The organism is Aquisalimonas sp. 2447 (assembly GCF_012044895.1).
Classification (GTDB): Bacteria; Pseudomonadota; Gammaproteobacteria; order Nitrococcales; family Aquisalimonadaceae; genus Aquisalimonas.
Window position 1 is genome coordinate 835,458 of record NZ_CP050695.1, and the last position, 24,976, is coordinate 860,433.

The window sequence follows — 24,976 nt, forward strand, 5'->3', positions numbered from 1 at the left end:
GGAATTGCGACGGAACAGCTGGCGGCCGGTAACACTTAGTGGCCCTTCCAGCGGACGATGAACCGTTCCATGGCGAGGGACAGGCCGTTGAAGCCGTACCCCATGATTCCGGTGGCGAGGATCGTGGCGTAGACCTCTCGCAGGTCGTACACCTGCTGGGCGTCGATGATCCGGCGGCCAAGGCCGTCGTCCGCGCCTATGAACATCTCGGCGACGATGATCACCACGAGCGCCAGCGAGACCGAAGTACGTACCCCGACAAACGTCTGCGGCAGCGACTCGTAGAGCATCACGTCCTTGAATACGCGCCACCGGGAGGCGCCCATGACTTTTGCGGCCTGCACGCGGGTCTTGCGGGCGTTCATGACCCCGTACGCGCAGTTGAAGATGATCACCAGGCATGCCGCGAATGCGGCAACGGCAACGTGCGTGGTGTCGTTCAGGCCGAAGATGAGGATGAACAGCGGGAACATCGCCGTCGCCGGAGTGGAGCGGAAGAAGTCGACCACGAACTCCACGCTGCTGTAGACGGTGTGGCTTGCGCCGAGGGCCACACCAAGCGGAACCCCGATGGCGACGGCCAGGAGAATCGCTGTCAGCGTCCGCTCCAGTGTTGCCAGGAAGTCGGTTGGTAACGAACCCTGGAACGTGCTGGTAAACAACTGCGCTAGTGTTTCCCCCGGGCCGGGAAGCAGTCTGGGGCTGACGAGCTCTGCGCCGGCGGCAAAAGACCAGAGTGCGAGAACCAGTGCTGGCCCGATCAGGAAATAGCGCCATTCAAATAGTGCCTGGAGCGCACGATGGCCGACATTGGCGGTTGCGGTACTCATTTCCGCACCTCCTGCTGGAAGATCTTCAAGCAGTCCGACTTGGTTTTGATGAACGCCGGATCAGAGAGGGTGTTGTCGTCCCGGGGGCGCGTCGCTTCCACGGGGACGACGGCGGCGACACGTGTCGGTGGCTTCGTCAGCAGCAGTACTTCGTCGGCGAGGTAGACGGCTTCTTCCAGGTCATGTGAGACGACAATCATCGTGATGCCCGTCTGCGAGCAGATTCGCTGGAGGCGATCCCGGATGAAGAGGGTCATCTCGTAGTCCAGGGCCGAGAACGGCTCATCGAGGAACAGCACCTCCGGTTTCGGGGCCAGCGCCCGCATGATGGAGACCAGCTGCTGTTGCCCGCCGGAGAGGTTGTAAGGGTGCAGGTGGAGGTCGAAGGAAATCTCCAGCGCCTCGACGAGTTCCTTCACCCGTCGTGCCCGATCTGCCTTGCTCTGGCGCAGGATCCGCAACGGATATTCGATGTTCTGGCGCGCCGTCATCCAGGGAAACAGAGCGTCCCTGTAGTTCTGAAACACGTAGCCGATCGTGGTCTCGGCCAGCACTTTGCCGTCGAAGCGAACAGCGCCAGCATCCATCGGCAGCAAGCCGGCCACCATGTTGATCAACGTGGACTTGCCGCAGCCGTTGGGGCCGAAGATCGTGGTGATGTGGCCGCGCCGGAAGTCGATGTCGAAGTTCGAGTACAGGGTTGCGCTTCCGAAGCGCTTCGAGAGACCCCGAATCAATACGTGGGTGTCTTCGTTCCGGGGGGTGAAGTCCGGCTTCCCGTTTTCGGGGGGAGCGGGCGAATCTCGGTCCGGGATGATGGGTTCTACAGCGCTCATGGGTTGCTCCGTTGGTGCTGACGTCTTGTATACAAGATAGTACGCACAACCCATGCCAGCTCTGTGGTTCTTATGAGAATACTTTTATTTCAGGTAGTTAAGAGTCTATCTGGCGGAGAGTAAGGTGGGCGGTTCCAGTAGGGATGCACAATGCGTGGGCACTGTCATAGGGAATTGCACCCTTGAGGTGCACAACTCGGTACCGGTGATCAGTCGTCGGGAGTGGATGGATCGATGATGGAGGTGACGGCTCGAGCACTACTGCGGATGTGTTCTTCCAGGGTCTTCAGCGCTTTTTCCGTGTCTCCGTTGAGCAGCGCCTCCAGGATCTCGCCGTGCTCGCGGTAGGTCTCATTGATGCGCTGGGGCTGCGTGAAATCCAGTCGCTGTGCGACCTCGATACGCTCCAGGGTTCCTTGCTCCAGCCGCGCAAGTTCACGATTGCCTGCCAGGTCGACCAGGGTCTGGTGAAAGGTGCGGTTGAGCGCGTTCAGCTCATGGCTGGATAGTGCGCGGTCCGGTTCGCTCCACACGGAAGCGAGGCGCGTCAGCGCTTCCTGGGCATGGCGGCTCTGGTTGTTCGCGAGCACTCGCACCGCATGACCTTCCAGGACGACCCGCGCGTCCATGAGTTCCTTGTAGGTGCGAGAACTGATCTCTTTGACCGTATAACCATTCCGCAGGTGAGCCTGCAGATAGCCCTGCTGAACCAGGCGCTGCAGAGCCTCTCGTACGGGAATGCGGCTGACGCCGAACCGGGTAGAGACGGCTTGCTCCGTCAGACGGTCGCCTGGTTTCAGGTCGAGATAGAGTTCGCTCTTGATGGTGTCGTAAACACGGTCACTTGCTTTGATCCTAGAAGCGTTAGCCCTCGGAACTTGGCCATCGGAGGTCTCATCTGAAGCATTGGCGCCCATCAGTAACCTTCTTTATGCAGGACAAGCCAAACACATGGCACCTATCCAAAAGCAATCAGTGGCTCCTGAGCCCCAGCCCGTGCCGGCCCTTCCCACCTCTCACGCTTGGCAGCCTTACATAGCCAACGCTTCTGTTTGGCTTCCGGTCCAGCTGGCTCAATACAAAGTACCTCTGCGATCCGCCGTTCGCCAATGAGGTACATGGAAAACTCGGCTAAGCAGCTATAAGCAACGCTAGATGAGCCATCCCGACAAGAGATACCCCTGCCCCACTCGTAACCCATATACTATTATTATCTTTCCGATGCATCTTAATCAACCTATCGGCCAAACCGTAAACTGTCAATGCGATCGTAATCTGTATAAGCGACAATCCGAACAAATAGGCAATTACGTGAGTACTTTCTGCACCGATAACCGCTTCTCCGTAAGCAAAGCCGTGAAATAGAGCCCCAATGGTTGCAATTCCTGAAAAAGCTATCATTTTCCTCGTTCTTAAAAGAAGAAAAACACCAGCAACAAGAACGCTGACAGCGACAAAAAGCTCCCCGTAAAAAATCGAAATCTCATTCCAACGAACCAGAGATCCGAGAACTGAGGCTGAAATAAGCGCTACAGGAAATCCAATATTCCGTACTCTGCACAAGGCGCAGAAAAAGCCAATGGCTATCACAAACGCAAGGTGATCTAAGCCTATTATTGGGTGTGCAATACCAGAAGCGAATCCTTGCCACGCCGTGCCTGGGGCCGCACCCCCCATTGGATGATGCGCAAAGACAGCACGGGGAAAAATTACATTGATTAAGGCAAGTGCAGCATATGCATACAATGGAAAGACCGTTTTGTAGCTCATTAATTTCACCATTTCAGTCAAGACAGTTCTTTAATCTTGGGTACGCTTGTACCGATTAAGGAATCCCTGTTCAAAAGTGTTTCGAGCTCGGATGCAGACCATCCCTCTGTGCCATCGGGGCGTTCAGGTAGTACCATGTATCTTGTGTCTGCATTGCTATCGTAGACTCTCACTGTTCTATCATCCGGAATCGAAACGCCGAACTCGCTAAGAAGTTCTCTCGGCGCCCGCACCGCCTTTGATCGGTATGCTGCTGTTGTGTACCACCTAGGGGGTTGTCCGAGAATGGTCCGCGGATAACAGGAACATAAGGTGCAACAAATTAAATTGTGAACATGAGGACTGTTTGGGACCACTTTTAGCCTAGCTTCGCCCATGCGGATGCCTAGCTCGGCGAGTGCTCCTTTCCCATCCCTAAGAAGCCTATTTTGGAAATCCTCGTCACACCATGCATGAACAACTACTTGGATCCCTGTTTCGGGCCCAGTAGAGCCCAGCTTCTCCATTTCCCGCTTCAGTTCTTCGGAAGAAAGAAGCCCTCGCTCGACAAGAAGAGTCTCAAGTGCATTTATCGCATTCGTATAATATGAATCATCGCGCGTAGTAGGTGTACTGGTCATTACTGATCCTCCTTGCGACTAGCTGGTGCTCCCGGACGGCTTAGCCAGTGTTCATAAACTTCGAGAAGAACGACGTCACCAGACTGCTCAACGTCGGCTCCCCATATCTCTTCCATGGATAGACGGACACGGTACAAATTGATAACAGGGCCGTCACATTGTCCTTCTGCCAACTTCTCGGGATTCAAGAATGCTCCGACATATTCTTCAATAATCCCGATGCAGTTTCGCGAATACCTCGGGGTTCTCATATGCCTGCGAACGTCCTTGTCCCGAACGCATACGACCTCGCCGACATCGAAACCCTCTATTTCGGAGCCCATGTCACGAATCTCCTCTATGGCTCATGGCGCCGTGGAGTTCGTCCCTTGTAATTACTCCTTTACGCTCGAGAACCTGGATCATCGCTTCACAACGGCGGGCGTAGAAACTCAGACCCTTGTAAAGGTCTTCTCCATACGATTCATAAGAAAACCGCAATTCGTCCAACGAGCATAGGCGCCGAAACGGGTCACCCATCAGGTTTCGTATGGCCTCCGTCTTTATTTCCCACGGTTCCCAAGGGGGGTCGCTTACATCGACTGGACCGTTGTTATGGCCACCTATGTCATGATAATGAACCATATAATAACCTCTTAATTGGAGTTAGAGTATGTGTTTTCCACGACCCTTGGTTCTTGGTCTTGCAATGTCGAAGGTTGAATGCCCATTGCGGAAAGTTGATCTCGCGCGTAACTGGCGTCGAAAACAGCGCTGGCAACATCTTCGAAGCTTGTGGTTTGTTCTACAAGGTTCCAACGCTTCATCTGCTCTAGCAACCAAACAGCCATTAATTCCTGCGGAAAAGGATGGAAGGAAATGCGTTGCGGTTGTTCCTGGATTTCGCCGAGGCCATCAGCGTAACGGCCACTCATAACCTGTTGCATTATTGGCAAAGGTTGTCCGAGATACTGGTCTTTGGAAAGAATTTCTGCAATCTCGGATCTGTTTTCTTTCTTGTCCGCATAAAGACCGGCGGATGCAATAGCCCGAAAAATGGCACCTGCGGTTTGTGGAAACCGTTGAACCATACTCTGCTTCATGACGAACCCGCAGCAAGGATGATCTGGCATTAAATCCCGAGATAGCGTGTGAATGTACGCGGCGCCCTCCCAGACAGCGCGTTGATTGAATGGCTCTGCAAACATTCCCCCGTCGAGATTCCCCGCGGCCAAGTTGGCTACGAATTCCGGTGGTGGGTAGACTCGGATCGAGACATCGCGGTCTGGGTCAAGTCCGTGCAAAGCCAAATAGTGCCTAAGCAAGAGGTTGTGGATTGAGTAGTCAAAAGGTATACCGAATCGGAAGCCTTTCCAGTTCTTCGGGTTTCTATTGTCTTTATGGTCAATGTGCATGGTGAGTGCACTACCGTTTTTGTTTGACATGCAGATTAATCTGAGGTCCGGCTCTATAGCGTCCCGAACAGCCCCAGCAAGAGGCTGCGTGGCTAGCATGTGAGCTCCATCGATTTCCTCTGAAATGAGTAAGTCGCGCACTACTGCCCAAGCAGGGCGCCGGAGAAGTTCCACGTTGAGGCCTTGCTCTTCATAGAAACCTAGAGCTTTAGCGACAATAATCGGTGTTGCGCAGGTAATAGGAAGGAATGCAAAGCTAAGGTCTCGTCGTTCTGGTTGAAGGTTGTCGTCGGCAGCGATCGCGCGTATTGCCGTCATCGGTAATGCGGCGCTCAGTGCGGCTAGAAGTGTTCCACGGCCTAACGCAGATAGAGCCCGTCGCCGACCGATGTCCGTCTTACAAACGGCGTCTATGAGGGAGTCTTCTGCGAGCCTCTCCAGTTCGGTGTCAACGCTATCCGATTTAGAATGGCCATGATCCGATGTTCTACACCCGCAATCGCAAGCGGGATTATGCGCATCATCAGGTGGCGTTGGGGCTTTCGACATCAGGGTTTGCCTCACTTGGTGGTAGGTCAACAAAATGGTTGTGGTGCATCATGTATACAAGAAGAGGTATGCATCAGGTATGCCAGAAGGTTTGTGTCTGTAAGGGCGCGTAAGATCAAAGAGATACGGTCTTGGTGCTTCCGGGGCTTTGTTTTTTCTTGCACCGGAAAAGGGCTACAGAAGTACGATTGCCCACCAATGGTGCAGAGCTGGAAAGCTGGTATACGCTGAACTGGCGGCACGAGTGATTGGTGCAGGGGCCGGAGCCTAGTACGGAGGACGATGGGTGGGGGTTGTTTTGGCGGGTATATGGCCGTGCAGACCAGGTGACGTTGTCCGATAAAGGAGAGATCGTAGGGTTCTTCCTTGGTTTCGTGAGCGTTCAGTACACTTAGATCCGGTAACCGCGTGCCTGGAGCGTATCCAGGCCCCGGTCAAGCCCCTTCGGATCGGGAGGAGGGGCGCCGCCTGAGCGCGGTCGATCCATACGCTCCTGTGGAGCCCCTGGCCAGGAGCGGTTTCAGGCCCGGCTCGCCCACCGGGCACTTCGTCGGCCATGTGCCGGCTCGCTCCACTTCGCCGGGCTTCGGCCCGGCCCCTCACTCGCGGGGAGAGGCCTCCCCCGGAGGTGCTCGAGGCGCCTCCCGGGGAGGCCTCTCGGCCTCCATCCGCTCAACGGATGCCGGCCGCCCGCCGCCGGATGCATGGCGGGCCCCTTTGTGCGGGTGATCCGTGCCAGTCATGTGATGGGTCCATGCCCCCGCGTGATGGACCGGCGAGCGCAAGAGGCAGCCGCAGCGGGAGGGCTGTGCGGTGCTTGTCGCGGGGTTGGCTCGACGCCGGATGCGCGGCCGCTTTGACGCCTTCTGGTCGCCTCCTGATTCCACGCCGGCGTGATCCGCCGTTCTCCTATCCTGCCCCGCGCCGTTCCATGACGGAGGGCGCGGGGCGCTCCTCTCCAAAACCTTCGCATAGCTTGGAAAGGTTTTCCGTCCGGTCCTTCCCTTGATCAGGGGAGACTCGCTCCCGTGGAACGCGACAGGGACGGAAGCCTGATGCGGCGTACAGGAATCCAGATTCTCGGAATCGCTCTGGTCTTGGTGCCGGCGTTCGCCGTGGCGGACGCCGACGCCGAGCGAGAGGCGCTGAGCCAGCTGGTACACGAGCTGGGGGCGCTGGAGCCGCTCATCGATGAGGCGGAGGCGCAGAGCGACCCGGACCAGCGCATCCGTATGGAGTACGACTGGCTGCGGCGGGACCTGGAACGGGTCCGTTCCGGGATCCGGGAGCACATAGAGGCGCCAAGGCGTCTGCCGCGCTCCGTCGCACCGCGGGAGATCGAACCGCTGCGCGGGGACTACCGGCGATGACGGAGACGCAGGCGGGCCAGTTTGCCGTGTGGGCCGGTGTCGATGCACAGACACTGGCGCTGGCCATCGCGTCCGTGGTCGCCGTTCTCTACATTCTCTGGCTGACCTGGGTCGGGCTGAGTCAGTACCGCGCCTGGGCGAATAACGACAAGGAGGCATCGCTGCTGGACGTCACCTGGACGTTCATTCGGGCTGCTGTGGTGGTGATGATCGTGGGCTTTTTCATTCGGCCCGCGTAGCGGGCCAACAGGGAGGATCTCGCTATGCTCAAGCGCAACATGGAGCGTGCCAGGAGTGCGCTCATCGGTCTCGGCACCGCGGTGTTGTCGGTGCCGGCCGCCGCGAACCTGCCGGATGCCCCGGAGCCGGAAGGTGGCTACGAGGAGGGCAACTGGATCGACCTCATGCAGGGGTATCTCTTCGAGGGCGGCACCGTGCTCGCCACCGTCGTGTCCATGGCCGGCTTCGTATGGGTGAGCTGGACGGGGCTCACCAAGTTCAACGAGGCGCGCCAGGGCAAGGCGGAGTGGGGCGAGGTCGGCCTGCTCGGCATCGCCGGCGGCGTGCTGTTGCTGGTGATCGCGTTCCTGTTGCAGCAGGCCCTGGCCATCATCGGGGGCTGACGCCGTGGCGGACGCCGAGGGCCACGGGCTCGCGGAGCGGTTGAACGAGGAGCCCGCGATCTTCCGCGGGTGCTCGTCCAGCGAGCTCGTGGCGATTCTCCTGGCCGCGATCGCGTTCTGGCTGCCGGTGGGGATCCTGGTCGGGCTGGCCGTCGGCTTTCCCCTGATGGGTGTCGGGGGTGCCGCGGTGTTCATCCTTGCCACGATCTTCGTGTCCGCGACCGTCTTCCAGCGGGTCAAGCGCGGACGGCCCACCGGGTACTACCAGCAGCTGGTGCTGCTTACCCTGCACCGGGCCGGTCTGCGCCGGGCGCCGGTGATCCTGCGCAGCGGCTTCTGGGACGTAGGGAGGCGCCTGTGAGGTATCGCAAGGAAGTCGACAACGTCCGCGCCCACGTCAACACGCTCCGGGTGGTGGCGCTGGGGCTGGCCGTGCTGTGTGTCGGGCTCTGGTGGGGATGGCAGCAGGCGCCGGAGCACCTGCGCGTGCACCTGACCCCGGAGCTGCGAAGCGGCGGAGTGGTCGCCGCCGACGAGGTCGTGGAGCCCGCCGTCTACACCTTCGCCCTCTACATCTGGCAGCAGCTGCACCGCTGGGAGGACGACGGCGCCACTGACTATGGCGAGAACATCTGGCGCCTGCAGGGGTTCCTCACGCCGGACTTCCGCCGGTACCTGCAGCAGGACATGGAGGACCGGGCGGATCGCGGGGAGCTGCGGGACCGCAGTCGCGCCATCCGCGAGATCCCGGGGCGCACCTACGACTCGGATCGGGTCGAGGTGCTGGCCGACGGCACCTGGCGCGTGTGGCTGGACGTGGAGATCCGGGAGCACATCGACGGCGAGCTGGTGAAGGAACTCCAGGCCCGGTATCCGCTGCGGGTGGTGCGCTTCAACGTGGATCCGGAGATCAACCCGTGGGGGCTCGCCCTGGACATCGAGGACGAGGCGGCGGCGGAGCGCCTGGAGGTCACCGTGGACGAGGAGGGGTCCTGATGGTTGATCGGCGAGGATTCATCGTGTGCCTCGCTGTGGCGGTGTTGTTGGCACTGCCGCAGGGAGTGCTCGCAGACGGCCCGGAGGGCTCGGCCGACGGTCAGGAGATGCCGGAGTCTTCCACCGCGGTGGAGCGGGTGTCCTGGGACGGCACGCCCATCCGCGTGGTGGTGCCTGTCGATGGTGAGCGCCTGGTGCGGTTTCCCGGCGAGCAGATCCGGGTGGGCGTCCCTGCGCACCTGGAGGACCGGCTGCGGGTGTTCAGCAATGAGGGCATAGCGTATTTCCAGGCGCATGCCGCGTTCGGGGCGACCCGGGTGGTGGTGGAGGAACTCGGCACCGGGCGGGCCTACTTTCTGGATCTCGTTGCCGAGGAGGACCCTGTCGGCGGTGACGTGGTGGTTCACCGGCGCGATGGCGAGCCTGGCCAAGCAGCGGAGGTGGAGGAGGGTGATCCGCATCAGAACCTGGACTACATCGCGCTGACGCGTTTCGCCGCGCAGCAGCTCTATGCGCCGAGCCGGCTGCGCCCGGAAGTGGCCGGGGTGCGGCAGGTCTCTCTCGACACGGCGGAGGTGGATCTCGTGCGCGGTGGCGCCGTCGCTGCTACGCCCCTGGCGGCCTGGCGTGGTGGTGGCTACTACGTCACGGCGGTGCGGCTGACCAATCGTACGCGCGAGCCGGTGGTGCTGGATCCGCGCGACATCCGGGGTGAGTGGCTTGCCGCCACCTTCCAGCACGCGCGGTTGCAGCCCGCCGGGGACGAAGCGGATACCACGGCGGTGTACCTGGTCTCGCGGCGGCAGTTCGAGGACAGCTTCTGGGGGGCGCGCTGATGGTCTCGGTGAAGAGCAATCGCCTGCTTCCGATCATCTTCGGCGTGGTGGTGCTGGCCACGCTGTTCGTGGTGCTGCGCTCGGGTGGCGACGATGCCAGTGGTGCCGGAGCGGAGCCCATGGACGAGGTGCCCACGGTGGAGCGGCCGGATACGGATACCCAGGCGGACACGATCCGCACGCTGGCCGCCGAGCAGCGCCAGCTCCAGGGCGAGCTGGAGGCCCTGCGGGAGGAGAACCGAGAACTCCGGCGCGAGCGGGAGCGTGCCGAGCGCGAGGCGGTCGAGGCGGAGGAGGCCTCGGAGCAGCAGCGTGGGCGGCTCACCGAGATGCTCGAGCGTATCGATCGTCTCTCCTCCCGGGTGGAGGAGATCGGCGATGACGGGGATGACGATCCGGACGATGACGGGGTGGTGCCGGGGACCGACATCCCCGTGGGGCTTGGCATCGGCGAAGACGACACGCTGCCCGATCCGGACCGCACTGCGGCAGTGCCCGACGGGGCGGTGGCGCAGGAGACGGAGTTCCAGTGGGTGGAGCCCGTGGCGCTGGATGCCGGCCGGAGCGACGGGGATGCCGCAGAGGGCGGCGTGCTGGCGCAGGGCCGGGCCGTCGTGGAGGAGGCCGGCGAGGACGAGCACAGTGTTGCCGACGAGGTCCGCGAGGCGCGCGCCCGGGCACTGGAGCGCGCTCATGTGGGCAAGGTGGCGGAGTTCGGTGATCGCGAGGCCGAGCCGCGCTACACGGTGCCCCGTAATTCGACGCTGATGGGCTCCACCGCGATGACCGCCCTGATCGGGCGGATTCCGCGGCAGGGCACGGTCGAGGATCCCGCGCCGTTCAAGGTGGTGGTCGGCGAGAACAATCTCGCCGCCAGCGACATCCGCATCCCCGGGATCGAGGGCATGATCTTCGCCGGCCACGCCATGGGCGACTGGACCCTGTCGTGCGTGCGTGGCGAGGTGGAGAGCGTCACCGCCGTGTTCGAGGACGGCACCGTCCGGACGCTGCCCGATCCGGAGGGCAGCGAGGACGAGACCATCGGCTGGATCTCCAATGACCGGGGCGTGCCGTGCATCGCCGGCGAGCGGATCAGCAATGCCCAGGCGTATCTCACCCAGGCAACGACACTGGCCGCAGCGCAGGCCGGTGCCGAGGCGGCGGCCGCCGCGCAGACCACCACCCAGGTCGGCCAGGAAGGGTTCACACAGCAGATCGTGACCGGTGAGACCGGCGAGTTCATGGCCGGCCGGGCGGCCTCCGGTGCCATCGAGGAAGTGGTCCAGTGGCTGCGGGCCCGTCAGGACGCGCACTTCGATGCCGTCTATGCGCCAGCCGGCGAGCGCGTCGCGGTGCACGTCGACCGCGAACTCGCCATTGACTACGAGATCGACGGCAGGAGGGTCAGTCATGAGGAGTTCATGCGCCAGGACGACGGCGCTCGTCGCCGTCTCGATTAGTGCCTTCATTGCCGGGTGCGAGACGACACCCGGCCACAAAGTCTTCCCCGACGACGGGCCCACCATGGACGAGGTCTACGAGGGGCATTTCCGGGAAATGCGGGGCGTTGATGCCGACGGTGCCCGGGAGGCGTTGCGTTCAGGCGGTGAGAAAGTCGCCGAGGATGGCGAGGAAGATGCCGACGAGGGCGATCCCGAGGACACGGAGCCGCGGGTCCGGCAGGTGCACCACGGCGACGTGGATCTGGATGGGTACACACGGACGGCCGCCGACGAGATCGCTACGCGGTTCTCGCGGGTCCCGAACCCCACCATGGTCATGTACGTCTACCCGCACCTGGCGGGGCGGGACGAGGCGCCGGTGCCTGGTTATGCCACGTCGTTCCGCATGTACGAGCGCGATCACTTCGCGCTGCCCGGTGAGGCGGGGACGCGGTGATGGACCGGGTGCTTCGTTCGCTGCGGCCGTTCGGCTCCGGTGCCCCTGCAGCCGGGGAGTCGGAGGAACTGGATCCGTCGCTGGGGCAGACGCGGTATCAGCCGGTGACCGAGGCCGAAGTCGCCGGGCTGTACCAGCGGCCGGACTCGTTCACGGACCTGTTGCCGTGGACGGACTACGACCCGGAGACCCGGGTCTTCCTGCTGGAGAACGGACGCAGTGTCGGCGCGCTGTTCGAGCTGACCCCGGCGAGTTCGGAGGCGCGCTCCGCGGCGTATCTGAACGTCCTCCGGGAGCAGATCCAGTCCGCCATCGCCGACACCATCCCCGAGGTGGACGGCTCGCCGTGGGTGGTGCAGTTCTTCGTCCAGGACGACCCCGCCATCGCCGATGTCGGCGACCGGGTGCGTGACTACGCCGCCGAGCGGGCCGGGGATCATCCGTTCGCCCGGGCCTACTTCAGTCATCTGGACGCGCATCTACACCGCATCTCCCGGGACGGCGGGCTGTACGTGGACGAGCAGGTAACTGGTGCCGCCTGGCGGGGGCAGAGGCGGCGCGTGCGCGCCTGCCTGTATCGCCGCGACGCCGGTGGCGAACTGGCGCCGGAGGAGGAACTCAACCAGGTCGCCGCCCAATGGGTGGCGAGTCTGGAGGCCGCGGGGATCGGCGTGCGCCGTTGCGGTGCCCGGGAGCTCTACGAGTGGCTGGTGCCCTGGTTCAACCCGCGCCCGGAGATCACCGAGGGGGATCCAGAGGCGCTGCTGCGGATCGCACCGTATCCGGGTGATGCCGATCTTCCCTTCGGCCGGGATCTGGCCGAGCTGCTGACGTATTCCATGCCGGAGTCGGACCAACGGGCCGGGGTGTGGCGATTCGACGGCCTGGCGCACACCGTGGTCCATGCCCAGGGGCTGCGTCATGCTCCGCGGGTCGGCCACTTCACCGCCGAGCGGCGCAGCGGCGACAACATCTACGCGCTCTTCGATCGCTGCCCCGAGGGCACGGTTATGGCGATCACCATCACCATCCAGCCCCAGGACGCGGTCCACAACCACGTGGCGAAGATCCAGGCGGCCTCCGGTGGCGACAATATCGAATCCCAGCTCGCCTACCGGGAAGCGCGGGAAGCCATGGAGCAGATGGCCCGGGGCAACAAGCTCTTCCCCGCCCAGGTAGCGTTCTACATCCGGGCCGAGGATGACCGGGCGCTGGTCCACCACCGCAATCACCTGGCGTCGAAGCTGGTCTCCCAAGGGCTCCAGGTCATCGCCCGGGAGGCGGAGCTGCTCCCGCTGGACAACTACATCCGCGGCCTGCCCATGGCCTACGACCCGACACTGGAGCGCTACACCCGTCGCAGCCGCTACGTCTTCGCCGACCACTTGGCCGCCATGCTGCCGCTCTACGGCCGCACCAAGGGCACCGGTCACCCGGGCATGCTCTTCTACAACCGGGGGGCCGAACCGCTGACCTTCGATCCGCTGCACAAGCAGGACCGGAAGAAGAACGCGCATGCACTGATTCTCGGGCCGACCGGCGCCGGCAAGTCCGCCATGCTGAACTACCTGATCATGCAGATGGCGGCGGTTTACAACCCGCGGATCTTCGTCATTGAGGCGGGCAACAGCATGGGGCTGCTCGGGCAGTACGCCCAGGCGCACGGGCTGACCGTCAACCAGGTCACCCTCAATCCCAACCAGGACGTCTCGCTGCCGCCGTTCAGCGCCGCCATCCACCTCCGGGACCAGCCGGACGTCGAGGCCCATGCGGAGGACGAGCCGGACCCGGATGGGGACGACGACGCGGAGGAGGCCCGTGACGTGCTGGGCGAGATGGAGCTCTCTGCCCGGATCATGATCACCGGCGGCGAGGCGAAGGAGGACGCCAGGATGTCGCGCTCCGACCGCCTGGCCATCCGGCGGGCGATCCTGCGTGCTGCGGAGAACGCCGGTGCCGCGGGACGCGACCAGGTGCTCACCGAGGATGTGGTGCAGGGCATGCGCGAGGGCGCGGATGACCCGAGCCTCACCACCACACGCGCGCAGCGCATCCGGGACATGGCCGACGGCATGGAACTGTTCTGCTCCGGCTTCGCCGGCAAGCTCTTCAACCGGCCGGGCACGCGCTGGCCGGAGGCGGACATCACCATCGTCGACATGGCCATGCTCGCTCGGGAGGGCTACGAGGACCAGCTCACCGTGGCGTACATGGGGCTGATGAACCACATCAACGACCTGGTCGAGCAGTACCAGCACGCCAACCGCCCCACGCTGGTGATCACCGACGAAGGTCACATTATCACCACCAACCCGCTGCTCGCGCCCTTCGTGGTCAAGATCACCAAGATGTGGCGCAAGCTCGGCGCCTGGTTCTGGGTGGCCACCCAGAACCTCGAGGACTTCCCCGACGCCGCCCGGAAGATGCTCAACATGATGGAGTGGTGGCTGTGCCTGGTCATGCCCAAGGAGGAGGTCGAGCAGATCGCCCGCTTCCGGGATCTCTCCGATGAGCAGAAGGCACTGCTTCTGTCGGCGCGTAAGGAACCCGGCAAGTACGTCGAGGGGGTGGTGCTCACCGACCAGATCGAGACGCTGTTCCGCAGCGTGCCGCCACCCATCGCCCTGGCACTGGCCATGACGGAGAAGGACGAGAAGGCCCAGCGGCGGGCGATCATGGACGAGCTGGGCTGCACCGAGGTGGAGGCCGCGGAGGAGGTCGCCCGCCGCATGGCGGAGGGACCGTCCCGATGAGCGCGCAGATCCACACGGACGGGTTCGATCCGGCCGCATGGTGCTGGGAGGACTGGCTCCAAGTGGCCGCAGGACGCATGGGGGTGTTCCGTGTCTCGGCGGCGCCGCGGCTGCCGGACGAGGTGGCGTGCCTGACCCTGTCGCGCCTGCCGGCGCAGGGGCCGGGTGAGTTGTTGCACAAGGGCGGGTGGCTGAGGTCGGCACAACGCGCCGAGGCGCTGGCGTCGCTGCGGCGCCTTGGGTGGGCGCCGGAGGAGGTGGCTGACGCGGTGGTACGCGGTCGGGTCCTTCCCGGACCCGTCGAGGAGGCTGCCGAGCGCCTGGCAGCCGTCGAGGCGGACCTGTGTGCCCGGAAGCTGAGCGGCGGCGTGCCCGGTCATCGCCGCTGGGTGGCCATCGACACCGGTCGGCCGGGAGGTGGGGCTTGGGCCGAGTGACGCGAATCCCGGTCGGTGTGTTCACGGTCCTCGCCGTGTCGGTCTGGGCCGGCGATGCACGGGCGGGTGAGGCTGCGTCGTCGGGCCCGGAGCCGTCCCCGGGCGAGCCGCCGGTGGTGGCCGAGCCTGCCGATCTTCTGCCGGTGGACACGCCGGAGATGGAGCCGGGTCCGGTGCGGGCGACGCCGTCGGCCGAGGTGGAACGGATGCTGACGCATCTGCCGCAGCCGGTGTGCCTGGTGGGCGCGGACGCACGGTCCCTGCGCTGGCTGGAACGCCATCGCGACTCCCTTCGGGCCGCCGATGCCCTGTGCCTCCTCGTGCAGGCGGAGAGCGCCGCCGATCTTGATCGCGTCATGGATGCCTCCGGCGAGGTGCCGGTGCAGGTGAGTCCGGGGGGCGAGCTGGCGCGGCGGTTCGGGCTTGAGCGTTACCCCGTGGTGATCTCGGCGGAGGGGTTCGAGCAGTGAGCGAACGCTACCCCGTGGAGGCGCTGCTGCGGCCGCCGGTGGAGTTCTACTCGGCAGGGGTGGCTGCGTGTGCGGCGATCATCGCGGTGGTGGCGCCCTGGGCGCTGATGATGACCCCGGCGGTGGCGTGGGGTGCGGCGGTGATTCTCGCCGGTGTCGCTGCGTGGCGCGGCCGCCAGGGCTGGTGGATCGTGCGCTACCATCGCAACCTGAAACGCCTGCCGGAGTTTCGGATGCGCTCTGCCGAGATCCCGGTGTCGCGTCGCAAGCTCTACCTGGGACGGGGGTTCCGGTGGCGGCAGAAGCACACGCAGCGGCTGCGGGACACCATCCGCCCCGAGGTGCAGCACTACGTGGAGCCGGGGCCGCTGTATAACTGGGCGCGGCGCCGGGAGGTTGCCTGGGAGAGTACCCCGGGCCTCAGCTTGCTCGCCGGGGCCCTGGCGTACCGTTCCTGGTGGAATCCCCTGGCGCCGCTGCCACCGGTGGGCGGTAAGCCCGTCCTGCACGCCGTTGGCTGCGACGAGGAGGAGGATGTCTACACCGACCTGGGCGAACGCGTCGGGCATACCCTGGTGCTTGGCACCACGCGGGTTGGCAAGACGCGCCTTGCGGAGTTGCTGATCGCCCAGGACATCCGTCGCGGGGACGTCACCATCGTGATCGACCCCAAGGGCGACGCCGAACTCTTGAAACGGGTCTACGCGGAGGCCCGCCGGGCCGGGCGCGAGGACCGCTTCCACATGTTCCACCTCGGCTACCCGGAGTACTCGGCGCGCTACAACGCCGTGGGCTCGTTCGGGCGCATCACCGAGGTCGCAAGCCGGACCTCCCGGCAACTGCCCAGCGAGGGCAACAGTGCCGCGTTCCGGGAGTTCGCCTGGCGGTTCGTGAACATCGTCGCCCAGGCGCGCGTCGCGCTGGGCTACCGGCCGGCCTACGACCAGATCCTCCAGGACGTGACCAACATCGAGCCATTGCTCATCGAGTACTACGAGCACTGGCTACCGGGTGTCGCGCCGGAAGGCTGGCGGGACGAGGTGGGTCGGCGCGAGGCGAACATGGACGAGCGCCGCGTCCCACGGAACCTCCAGGGGCGGGACAAGCGCGCCATCGCCCTGGTGCTCTACGTGAAGGAGCAGGGGCTGGCCGATCCGGTGGCCGATGGGCTGCGCTCGGCCATGGAGTATGACAAGACCTATTTCGACAAGATCGTGGCGAGCCTGCTGCCGCTCATGGAGAAGCTCACCACGGGCAAGACCGCGGAACTTATCTCACCGGATTACCTGGACACTGACGACCCGCGGCCGATCTTCGACTGGCGCGAGGTAATCCGCACCGGCGGCGTCGTGTACGTGGGTCTGGACGCGCTCTCCGACGCCGACGTGGCGGCCGCCGTGGGGAACTCCATGTTCGCCGACCTGTGCTCGGTGGCCGGTCAGATGTACAAGCACGGCCAGGACGATGGACTGCCGGAGCGTCGCTCGAGCATGCCCACGGTCAACGTGCACGCCGACGAGTTCAACGAGCTGATCGGCGACGAGTTCGTGCCGCTTCTGAACAAAGCCGGCGGCGCCGGGTTCCAGGTGACCGCGTACACCCAGACCTGGTCGGACGTGGAGGCGCGCATCGGCAGCAAGCCGAAGGCCGGCCAGGTGGCCGGGAACTTCAACACCCTGGTGGTGCTGCGGGTCAAGGAGTACGCCACCGCGGAGATGCTCACCACCCAGCTCCCGCAGGTGGAGGTGTTCAGTCTGATGCAGGTCTCCGGGACCAACGACGCCTCCGACCCGGAATCCGATCAGCACTTCTCCAGCCGCAACGAGGACCGCATCTCGGTGACCGAGGCGCCGCTGCTCACGCCGGCGGACGTGGTGACCCTGCCCAAGGGCCAGGCATTCGCCCTGGTCGAGGGCGGCCAGCTCTACAAGCTGCGTCTGCCGCTGCCGAGCGGCGAGGCCGACCCGGTCATGCCGGCGTCCCTGGACGAGATCACCGAGCGCATGGCGCGTGACTACGCCACGGGCGACTACTGGTGGCAAAGGGATCCGGTGCCCACACCGCCGCCGGAGGATGCGGCCTGATGGCCACCCGGGAGGCGCAGGTGAACCGTCACCCCGCAGCGCGCAAGCCGGGGTGGGCGGGCAGTGTTCTGGGGGTGATTGGACAGCTCCTGCTCTGGCTACTGGTCGCGCTGCTGTTCTCGATCGTCGCCGAGTGGGTGGGGCAGACCTGGGTGTGGCCGGACCGCGGGGTTGAGCACAGCCGCGCGATGCTCGAGCGCGAGGCGGCGTACATCAATCAGGATTTCCGTCGCTCCGCGATTCCGGGCGTCGGGGAGCCAGCGGCCTACGTTCGGGCGTTCGCGGATCTCGCCTACAAAGGGCTTGTCGTTGCAACCGGCATCGAATGGCTGCTGGAGTGGCTTGGCCGTCCTCCGGACCCGAACGGTGGGCGGTTCCAGGCGAAGCTGCGCAGTGGCTATGGAGCAGCGGAGCCTTACGTGCTCTCGGCGATCACCATCACCCAGGTGTTCGCCCTGCGCGTGGGTGTTCTCACCCTGGCCATGCCGGTGTTCGTGCTGTTCTCCCTGGTGGCGGTCGTCGACGGCCTCGTCCAGCGGGAACTGCGTCGCTGGGGCGGCGGCCGCGAGAGCAGCTTTGTCTACCACCACGCCAAGCGCCTCATGGCGCCGTCCATCGCGATGGCCTGGGTGGTCTACCTGGCGATGCCGGTGCCTATGCACCCGAACTGGGTGATCCTGCCTTTCGCTGTGCTTAATGCGGTAACCGTGGCGATCACGGCGTCGCGGTTCAAGAAGCACCTTTGAATCCTTACCCTCCCGCCGCGAGACGTTAGCTTGCTACTTAGTCCGTCCTGAATAACCCGTCACGCGACGGCCCGCATTGAGGGATCGAAGTCCTGACCCTGTATTCCGGCACCGATCATTGCCGGGAGCCGGCGGAGCAATTCGCGCAAAAGGATGGCCATGGCCCGGAGCAGTAACCGGATGTTGTGCCCGGCAGCCACCAGCACGGCGTTGAGCGCATCACCCAGCGCACCTTTGAGCCGGCAGCGATCCATACGGCCATCGGTTTTCATGTGTCCGATCACCGCCTCGACGGCACTGCGGCGTTTCAGCTCCCTCTTCAGCGTTCGGGTGTTCACACCACGTTTCTGCCCGGAGCGAAAGATCTGCACACCGGGGATCGCTGCGCCCTTGTAACCACGATCCACATAGCAGCGCTTCGGTGCGACACCGCTCAGGATCTCGGTCTGCTCCAGCGTCTCCGCCAGGGTGTGGCCATCGAACGGGTTATTCGGCATGGAACGGCAGCCAACCACGAAGCTCTCCTTGTTCGTGACAGCAACGGAGACCTTCACGCCGAACTCCCAGGGCTTGGCCACCTTGCCCTTGCCGATGACCTCGACCTCCGGGGCGTGCCAGGACAGCAGCTTGTTCTTGCTCTTGCGGGTCTGGCTGAGCAACCGGTTCGCCCTGTGCAGCGGTTCCTGGAACGCCGCCTGGGTGGCTTCAGGTGCGTCCTCGATCTTACGATCGATGTCGCGGGTCACACGGCCCAAGTAGGTCTTCAGCCGTTTGGTCATCCGGCGCTTGCGCTTCATCTGTCGCGCCTTGGCGTAGCGGTTGACCATCAACAGCGCCTCCGGCGCCTTGCGCGCATAGCTCTGGCGCAGTGGGACACCGTGCTGCTGCGCGAGCTTGGTCAGATTCCGGATGCCGCGGGCGTAGAGCTTGGCATCCGTCGGGTAGGTGATCGCCTTCTCCTGGACGGTGGTGTCCACGGTCACGCGTTCCAGACTCTGGCGTTTCACCACGCCATCGCGCTTGGCGACTTCCACGGTCTCGGCAAGCAGCAACTCCACACCTTCCTCGCCGATGCGCTGCCGCCAGCGGGTCAGCGACGAGGGATCGATCGGGAACTCGTGCTGGAAGTACTTCTCGCCGCAAAAGTGCTGATAGTAGACATTCTCCACCCAGCGCTCGACAACGGCCTCGTCAGACAAGTTGTAGGCGTGCTGCAGGTAGAGCAGTCCGGCGATCAGCCGCGGCGGTGCAGCGGGTCGGCCGGTTGGCGAGGCAAACAGCTCGCTCCACTCGCGCTCGAACACCGACCAGTCGATGCGATCGGCCAGCTTCACCAGCGGGTGGCGCGGATCGATCAGGTTCACCAACTCGCTGCGGAAGAGATCGTCCTGTGGCGTGTGCCGCTCGTCCCGAGGCCCCATCCAACACCGTCCGTTATTGCAGGGAAACTGCCCTGAGGATACCAAAAACCGGCAATTTCAGAATGCCGAGAAATGCCGCAACTTACGCCCAATCAGTGGGTTGCAAGTTTTTCAGTGCCGACTACTTAAACCACTTACCTTCACCCCGGATAATTCACCGGCAGGGTAGAAAGAGGGTGACGCAGCGCCGTAATCCCTTCAAAATCAGTGTTGTGAAGACATTGATCAAGAAAAGGGACGCTGCGCCATGGGTGAAACGCTATCGCTGTTCGAGCCGTCGTTCAATGGTTCCGTGCGGGTGGAGACGCGCTCCGAGCGTCTCAGCGGCGATGCCGGTTTCCTGCTGCTGCGCGAAGTTCTCGATGACACCGGCCTCATCGACCACCTCGTCGGGCGGCTGCACGACCCTCGCTGCCCGGAGCGTGTCGTGCATTCACTCCCGGAGTTGCTGCGCGAGGCCGTTGCCATGATCGCCCAGGGCAGGGGCGATCAGAGTGATGCGCAGCGGCTGCGCGACGACCCCTTGCTCGCGCTCGCCGGCAGCGACAGGCGCGGCGTGGGTGCCGCTGGCAAGACCCTGGCCTCGCAGTCGACGTTCTCGCGGTTGCTGGACTTGCTCGCGCAGCCCGCCAACCAGGCGGTGATCGACACCGCGGCGCTGGAGCTTGCCTCGCGGCGGCGGGCCGCCGCCGGTGCACCGCCGGCGGCTGTGATGACCGTCGATATCGACGGCCTCCCACTCACCGCTCACGGCGGGCAGCCGGGCAGTGACTACAACGGCCATGTCGGTGACCGGATCCACTACCCGCTGATCGCCTCCTGCGCCGAGACGGGCGACATGCTGGGCGGTTTGCTGCGCCCTGGCAACGCCGCCCCTGGCGCGCAGGTCGTCGCGTGGATCCCGGAGTTGGTCGCCACCCTGCGCGAGCGTGGTCTCGCTCGGCAGGTGCGCTGCCGGCTCGATGCAGGGTTCACCGACGGCGCCACCCTCGAGGCGCTGGACCAGGCCGGGATCGGCTACCTCGGTCGGCTGCGCGATAACGCCGCGCTGGACCGCCACTTCGACCCGCACCGCCGCCGCGGCCCGGGGCGCCCGGCGGAGCGGCCCCGGGAGTGGACCGAGGAGACGGTCTACGGGGCGGAGAGCTGGCAGCGCAAGCGCCGCGTGGTCATGGTCATCCAGGAGCACCCGGCGGAGCTCTTTCGACGGTGCTTTTACATCGTCACCAACCTGGCCGCATCGACCCACAGCGGCGAGCAGGTCCTGGCGCTGTACCGCCGCCGTGGCAAGGCCGAGGGGCACATGGGCGAGTTCAAGGACACCATCGGCACCTCGCTGCCGTGCACCTCGCGGGGACGGGCCAGCGAGGCCGAGGTCTTCGCTCGGGCGCAGGCGCTGCTGTCGCTGCGGCTGCTCGCCTATGAGCTGCTGCATGTCCTGCGCGCCCAGATGGAGGCCGCCACGGGACAGGGCTGGAGCCTGCGGCGGCTGCGCGAGCGCGTGCTCAAGGCCGCCGCGCGTGTGCAGCGCCAGGCACGCCGGCTGCATGTGATCCTCGAGCGCCGTGCCGCGACGCTGTGGCGCACGCTGCTGGGGCGGCGTCATCGATGGCGACTGGCCGCATGACCGCGTCCGCTTCAACGCGAAAAACCATCCCCGACACGCTGGAACACCCCGGCGACGGGGGCGCTCGTCTGCAGCTGTGGCCAACCGGCTTCGAGAGCTCCTTGTGAGGCTGCTCATGCGTGTCTCGCACCCGGTTCGGAACCGTTGCACCGACCATCGGCTTCATCAACCAAGGCGCGCCGGGCGTGCCGGCCCCAGCATCAGCCAGGTCACCCAGATCAGCAACGCTAACGCCAGCATGGAAAGAGTGGATGCGGCCGGCGAGGGATTCAGTGACTCCGGGGGCTGCGGTAATCGCGGGGTCAATGCACGCGCCTGCGGCAGAATCGGATAGATATCCTCAGCCTTTCCGGTGCCAGCATTGATGCGCTCGACCACCTGGTCGGTCAAAGGGAGGGCGCGGGGAATAAGGCTCGCTCCCGGGCCCTGGGTCGAGAGCCTCACATCCCCCGGCGGGGCGGGTCCTGCCACCAAGAGTTGCGTGGACAGGGTCTCGACTGGCTGGCTGAATCCGGACATCCGCGCGGCCCCCTCATGCTCCGCTGGGAAAAAACGTGCGTAGTCGGAGGGGGCGAGGCGCGCCGGCTGCAGGTAAGGAAAGACAATGCGGTTGTTACGCTGCACCCAGTTGTCGACGCCGATCAGCCGCAGATCCCGCTGCAGCAGGGCCAGAGCGGTCGAGTTGCCGACAGGCTCCATCAGGATCGCGACGTCGGCCCCGCTATCGACCAGGGCGTCGGCCAGGGCAACGGGTGTATCGCCGTCAACCGGGCTAAGTGTGGCGGTCAATTGTAGGCCGTCGATAATGGACTGCGCGACTCGAAAGCCACTGGAACCCGTGGGCCCAGTCGCGATCACGGTCGCGTCCTCGAGGCGACTGACTTCCGGTTTCAGTGCAAAGGCCTGCAGAAAACTCGTCCCAACCAGAGCCACGGCCTCGATGCCGGAGCGCATTGGAGGCTGCCCGGTGGCTGGATCGGCCGAGCCGGGCGCAAAAAATGCCGGCGCGCCGATCAGCGCAATCCGCGCGCGCGCATCGTCGATCGCGCCAAGCGGATCATCGGATCGGATCAGGTTCACGGTGCTGGTCGGGAATGATCGGCGCAGCTGACGTAGAACGGTTCCCACCTCCCCATCCGCGTTTGCCGAAAGGGAAACCGCCAGGTTCAGGGCCTGACGATCGCGCTCCCCGATCTCGCCATCGATCAGACCGAGACGGATCAATTCTGCCCGTACCACTTCACGCGGATCCTCACCCCGCACCATGACACTTCTACTCAGCGCCTGCATCTGCGATTTCCCGATTGCACCGGCCAGTTGCCCGAGGACGTCTTCCAGCGCCGGAAAGCGTTCCAGGACCGCCTGACGATAGACCAGGGCGCCGTCATAGCGAGGAAAGAAATCAAGATCGTCCTCAAGCACATGCAGGTCGAAGATCTGGATCTGGGGGGCGGCTGAGCGGGTCAGTGCGACATCGATATCACCGTCCAGCAGGCGATCATAGAGTTCGCTTCGGTCGCGCGGCTCAATCTCGAGGGTCCTTTGGAACTCCATGCCATAGCGCCGGCCAAGGGGCGCAAGACCGTCGACGGGGCGAGCCCGCATATCGCTGTCGATCCCGAGCGCGAGCTGATCCGCGTAGCGCGCCAGATCTGAATAGCTTCGAATGCCGAGTGAGAGCGCGCGGTCGCGCAGCATTACAAGCCTGGGCCCGTTTTCAAAGCCCAACGGCTCGCTCCACTCAAGTCCGAGCGAGGCGTAGCGATCGCGCAGCAGGGCGATGGACGCATCCGGGTCGGCGTCGGGGGCTTGCGCGAGTCCCAGTAGCGCCAGACCCGCCCCCGTTTGTTCGGGATAAAGATCGATCTCGCCACGTTTCAGGGCCTCAAGCGTAAGCCGGCTGCCGCCCAGACCGATGCGTCGCTTCACGGGTATGCCGGCAGCTTCGGCGAGCTCGGCCACCAGCTCGGCGACGATCTGGTCTTCCGGGGACTGCGTGCCACCGACCTGTAATGGCTCGCGGTCACTGCCACATCCGGTAAGGATGAATAACAGGGCGAGGCTTAGTAGGATGCTGCGGGTGCCGCTCACGATAGGCTCCTTACCCGTTGATCGACCGCGCCGATGCGCGTAGGGAGTGCACACGAGCACCTCCGCGTTCGGTTCGAATTGTTCTCAGAAAACCCACCACCTGCAGCAGCAGTACCACGGAAAACGGAATCGCGCCGGTGACCGCCATCGCCTTGGCGACTTCAACCGAGCCACTAAACAGGGTGGCAACGGTGAGCACGGCGACCAGGGTGCCCCATACCAGCTTGTAGGTCAGCGGCGGGTTCAGCTGGCCTTCGCTGGTCATCATCGACAGCACGAAGCTTCCCGAATCCGCGGAAGTCACCAGGAAGATGAAAATCAGGAACAGAGCAATAAAGCCCAGCAGCTGCCCGAACGGAAAGAAATCGAGAAAGATGAAGAACGCACGGCTGACGTCCTGGGACACGAGTTCGGCAATCCCTCCGCCCCCGAAGAGCTCGATGAATACGCCCGCCCCGCCCAGCACCGCGAACCAGAACAGCGAGAAAAGCGTGGGTACGATGATGACTCCGGCGCAGAACTCGCGAATCGTCCGGCCGCGGCTGATGCGGGCGATGAAGATGCCGACGAAGGGCCCCCATGCCAGCCACCAGATCATGTAGGTCAGGGTCCAGCTGGCGGTCCAGCCCTGCAGTCCCTCGAACGGCAACAGGTGAAAGGCGAGATTCGGAAGCTGGGTCAAATAGCTGCCGAAGGAATCCACCAGCGTCTCGAAAATGAAAGCGGTCGGACCGACAAAGGCAATGTAGATCACCATCAGAACAGCCACCGCCATGTTGATGTTGGACAGGAGCTTGATGCCCTTGTCGACACCGACAGCCGTGGAGGTCATGTAGGTGGCATACATGACCGCCATGATTGCCAGGGACATACCGAAGCTCAGGGGCGTGCCACTCAGTTCGCCAAGGCCCGCCCGGATCTGCAGGGTGCCCATGGTCAGCGAGCCAGCAAGACCGAAGACGACGGCGAAGACACCAAGGACATTGGCAACCTGACCCAGGCGCTGGCCCGCAACCCCCGGGAAAAGGGCCTCGATCGGAGTGGAAATCAGCGGTTTCTGCTTCTTCCGGAAGGTGAAATAGGCAATCACCATGGCGCAGATGCCATAAATCGACCAGGCGTGCAGCCCCCAGTGCAGGTTCGTCAGGGCGAATGCAGCCCTGGCGGCCTCGGCGGTCTCGCCCGGCATCCCGGGCGGCTCACGGAAGTGGTACAGCGGTTCCGCAACACCCCAGAAGATCAAGCCTGCGCCCATGCCCCCGGCGAAGAGCATCGCGATCCAGGAGACGGTCGAGAACTCGGGTTCCTCGTCATCGTCACCCAGCTTCACGCCGCCGTAGGGGCCGAAGGCGAGGAATCCTGCGAGGATCAGAAAGCCGGTGCTAATCAGCAACCAGTACCAGCCGATGCTGGTGAGCATAAAAGTTGTGAAACCAAGGGACGTGCTGCTCATGCCCTCGGGATCGATCAGCCCCCAGGTGCCGAAGGCGGCGACCAGGATGAGTGAGACCACGAAAACCCGGTTCAGGGTGAAGCGGCGTTGCTCGACGGGCCGGGACATGACCTCTCCTCATTGCGCGGGCTGTCAAAGGATGGGGCCGATTTTGTTGCTCTTCGGTGTGTC

General features: G+C 64.0%; 25 protein-coding genes. 14 read left to right on the top strand and 11 right to left on the bottom strand.

Translation table 11 applies throughout. The features are described 5' to 3' along the window. Positions 1–35: 35 nt before the first annotated feature. From KU884_RS03845 to KU884_RS03880, 8 genes are all read right to left on the bottom strand, one after another. Entirely contained in the window at positions 36–830 is a 795-nt protein-coding gene (locus KU884_RS03845; protein ID WP_167781379.1) for an ABC transporter permease, read from the bottom strand. Next, positions 827–1,666: an ABC transporter ATP-binding protein gene (locus KU884_RS03850; protein WP_167781380.1), complete on the bottom strand. Its 840-nt coding sequence runs from the start codon at positions 1,664–1,666 to the stop codon at positions 827–829. The genes KU884_RS03845 and KU884_RS03850 overlap by 4 nt, the downstream gene beginning before the upstream one ends. A 209-nt stretch (positions 1,667–1,875) precedes the next feature. After that, positions 1,876–2,583 carry a GntR family transcriptional regulator gene (locus KU884_RS03855; RefSeq protein ID WP_167781381.1) on the bottom strand — a complete coding sequence of 236 codons (708 nt, stop codon included), beginning with the start codon at positions 2,581–2,583 and terminating at the stop codon, positions 1,876–1,878. Between the two features lie 214 nt (positions 2,584–2,797). Further along, complete coding sequence (locus tag KU884_RS03860) at positions 2,798–3,436, bottom strand: HupE/UreJ family protein (RefSeq protein WP_167781382.1); 639 nt, start codon at positions 3,434–3,436, stop codon at positions 2,798–2,800. Between the two features lie 17 nt (positions 3,437–3,453). Continuing rightward, on the bottom strand, positions 3,454–4,056 hold the full coding sequence (locus KU884_RS03865; protein WP_167781383.1) for a nitrile hydratase subunit alpha: 603 nt from the start codon (positions 4,054–4,056) through the stop codon (positions 3,454–3,456). Then, on the bottom strand, positions 4,056–4,379 hold the full coding sequence (locus KU884_RS19220; protein WP_167781384.1) for an SH3-like domain-containing protein: 324 nt from the start codon (positions 4,377–4,379) through the stop codon (positions 4,056–4,058). Before KU884_RS19220 ends, KU884_RS03865 begins: the two co-directional genes overlap by 1 nt. Before the next feature lies 1 nt (position 4,380). After that, positions 4,381–4,680 (bottom strand): SH3-like domain-containing protein, encoded by a 300-nt coding sequence (locus KU884_RS19225; protein ID WP_167781385.1) that lies wholly within the window; start codon positions 4,678–4,680, stop codon positions 4,381–4,383. Between the two features lie 11 nt (positions 4,681–4,691). Further along, positions 4,692–5,768, bottom strand: a complete 1,077-nt coding sequence (locus tag KU884_RS03880) for an ABC transporter substrate-binding protein (RefSeq protein WP_167781386.1) — start codon at positions 5,766–5,768, stop codon at positions 4,692–4,694. A 1,286-nt stretch (positions 5,769–7,054) separates the two neighbouring features. Here KU884_RS03880 and KU884_RS03885 point away from each other — a divergent pair. The 13 genes from KU884_RS03885 (at position 7,055) to KU884_RS03945 (ending at position 18,213) form a co-directional block, all read left to right on the top strand. Further along, positions 7,055–7,369: an RAQPRD family integrative conjugative element protein gene (locus tag KU884_RS03885; RefSeq protein WP_167781387.1), complete on the top strand. Its 315-nt coding sequence runs from the start codon at positions 7,055–7,057 to the stop codon at positions 7,367–7,369. Further along, complete coding sequence (locus tag KU884_RS03890; RefSeq protein WP_167781388.1) at positions 7,366–7,608, top strand: TIGR03758 family integrating conjugative element protein; 243 nt, start codon at positions 7,366–7,368, stop codon at positions 7,606–7,608. The genes KU884_RS03885 and KU884_RS03890 overlap by 4 nt, the downstream gene beginning before the upstream one ends. A 24-nt stretch (positions 7,609–7,632) precedes the next feature. Continuing rightward, positions 7,633–7,992: a TIGR03745 family integrating conjugative element membrane protein gene (locus KU884_RS03895; RefSeq protein WP_167781389.1), complete on the top strand. Its 360-nt coding sequence runs from the start codon at positions 7,633–7,635 to the stop codon at positions 7,990–7,992. A 4-nt stretch (positions 7,993–7,996) separates the two neighbouring features. Next, positions 7,997–8,353 carry a TIGR03750 family conjugal transfer protein gene (locus tag KU884_RS03900; protein WP_167781390.1) on the top strand — a complete coding sequence of 119 codons (357 nt, stop codon included), beginning with the start codon at positions 7,997–7,999 and terminating at the stop codon, positions 8,351–8,353. Further along, positions 8,350–8,988 carry a PFL_4703 family integrating conjugative element protein gene (locus KU884_RS03905; RefSeq protein WP_167781391.1) on the top strand — a complete coding sequence of 213 codons (639 nt, stop codon included), beginning with the start codon at positions 8,350–8,352 and terminating at the stop codon, positions 8,986–8,988. The genes KU884_RS03900 and KU884_RS03905 overlap by 4 nt, the downstream gene beginning before the upstream one ends. Beyond that, complete coding sequence (locus KU884_RS03910) at positions 8,988–9,824, top strand: TIGR03749 family integrating conjugative element protein (protein WP_254432162.1); 837 nt, start codon at positions 8,988–8,990, stop codon at positions 9,822–9,824. The genes KU884_RS03905 and KU884_RS03910 overlap by 1 nt, the downstream gene beginning before the upstream one ends. Next, complete coding sequence (locus KU884_RS03915; RefSeq protein ID WP_167784106.1) at positions 9,809–11,284, top strand: TIGR03752 family integrating conjugative element protein; 1,476 nt, start codon at positions 9,809–9,811, stop codon at positions 11,282–11,284. The genes KU884_RS03910 and KU884_RS03915 overlap by 16 nt, the downstream gene beginning before the upstream one ends. Then, positions 11,235–11,723 carry a TIGR03751 family conjugal transfer lipoprotein gene (locus KU884_RS03920; protein WP_254432163.1) on the top strand — a complete coding sequence of 163 codons (489 nt, stop codon included), beginning with the start codon at positions 11,235–11,237 and terminating at the stop codon, positions 11,721–11,723. The genes KU884_RS03915 and KU884_RS03920 overlap by 50 nt, the downstream gene beginning before the upstream one ends. Continuing rightward, complete coding sequence (locus tag KU884_RS03925; protein WP_167781392.1) at positions 11,723–14,476, top strand: conjugative transfer ATPase; 2,754 nt, start codon at positions 11,723–11,725, stop codon at positions 14,474–14,476. Before KU884_RS03920 ends, KU884_RS03925 begins: the two co-directional genes overlap by 1 nt. Positions 14,477–14,538: 62 nt before the next feature. Then, on the top strand, positions 14,539–14,913 hold the full coding sequence (locus KU884_RS03930; RefSeq protein ID WP_167781393.1) for a hypothetical protein: 375 nt from the start codon (positions 14,539–14,541) through the stop codon (positions 14,911–14,913). After that, positions 14,910–15,383 carry a PFL_4695 family integrating conjugative element protein gene (locus tag KU884_RS03935; RefSeq protein ID WP_167781394.1) on the top strand — a complete coding sequence of 158 codons (474 nt, stop codon included), beginning with the start codon at positions 14,910–14,912 and terminating at the stop codon, positions 15,381–15,383. Before KU884_RS03930 ends, KU884_RS03935 begins: the two co-directional genes overlap by 4 nt. Beyond that, a complete protein-coding gene (traD, locus tag KU884_RS03940; RefSeq protein ID WP_174813711.1) occupies positions 15,380–17,467 on the top strand; it encodes a type IV conjugative transfer system coupling protein TraD in 2,088 nt (695 codons plus the stop codon). The genes KU884_RS03935 and traD overlap by 4 nt, the downstream gene beginning before the upstream one ends. Beyond that, a complete protein-coding gene (locus KU884_RS03945) occupies positions 17,467–18,213 on the top strand; it encodes a TIGR03747 family integrating conjugative element membrane protein (RefSeq protein ID WP_167781395.1) in 747 nt (248 codons plus the stop codon). Before traD ends, KU884_RS03945 begins: the two co-directional genes overlap by 1 nt. 59 nt (positions 18,214–18,272) lie before the next feature. Here the strand turns inward: KU884_RS03945 and KU884_RS03950 are convergent, their stop codons facing one another. Next, the gene (locus KU884_RS03950) at positions 18,273–19,634 is read right to left on the bottom strand and encodes an IS5 family transposase (protein WP_167781396.1); all 1,362 of its coding nucleotides are present in this window, start codon (positions 19,632–19,634) and stop codon (positions 18,273–18,275) included. Positions 19,635–19,881: 247 nt separating this feature from the next. On the opposite strand from KU884_RS03950, the gene KU884_RS03955 reads away from it, so the two are divergent. Continuing rightward, complete coding sequence (locus KU884_RS03955; RefSeq protein WP_167781397.1) at positions 19,882–21,261, top strand: IS1380 family transposase; 1,380 nt, start codon at positions 19,882–19,884, stop codon at positions 21,259–21,261. A gap of 165 nt (positions 21,262–21,426) precedes the next feature. Here KU884_RS03955 and KU884_RS03960 read toward each other — a convergent pair whose 3' ends face one another. Next, positions 21,427–23,352 (bottom strand): glycine betaine ABC transporter substrate-binding protein, encoded by a 1,926-nt coding sequence (locus tag KU884_RS03960; protein ID WP_167781398.1) that lies wholly within the window; start codon positions 23,350–23,352, stop codon positions 21,427–21,429. Between the two features lie 10 nt (positions 23,353–23,362). Next, complete coding sequence (locus KU884_RS03965; RefSeq protein WP_167781399.1) at positions 23,363–24,913, bottom strand: BCCT family transporter; 1,551 nt, start codon at positions 24,911–24,913, stop codon at positions 23,363–23,365. Between the last annotated feature and the right edge of the window lie 63 nt (positions 24,914–24,976).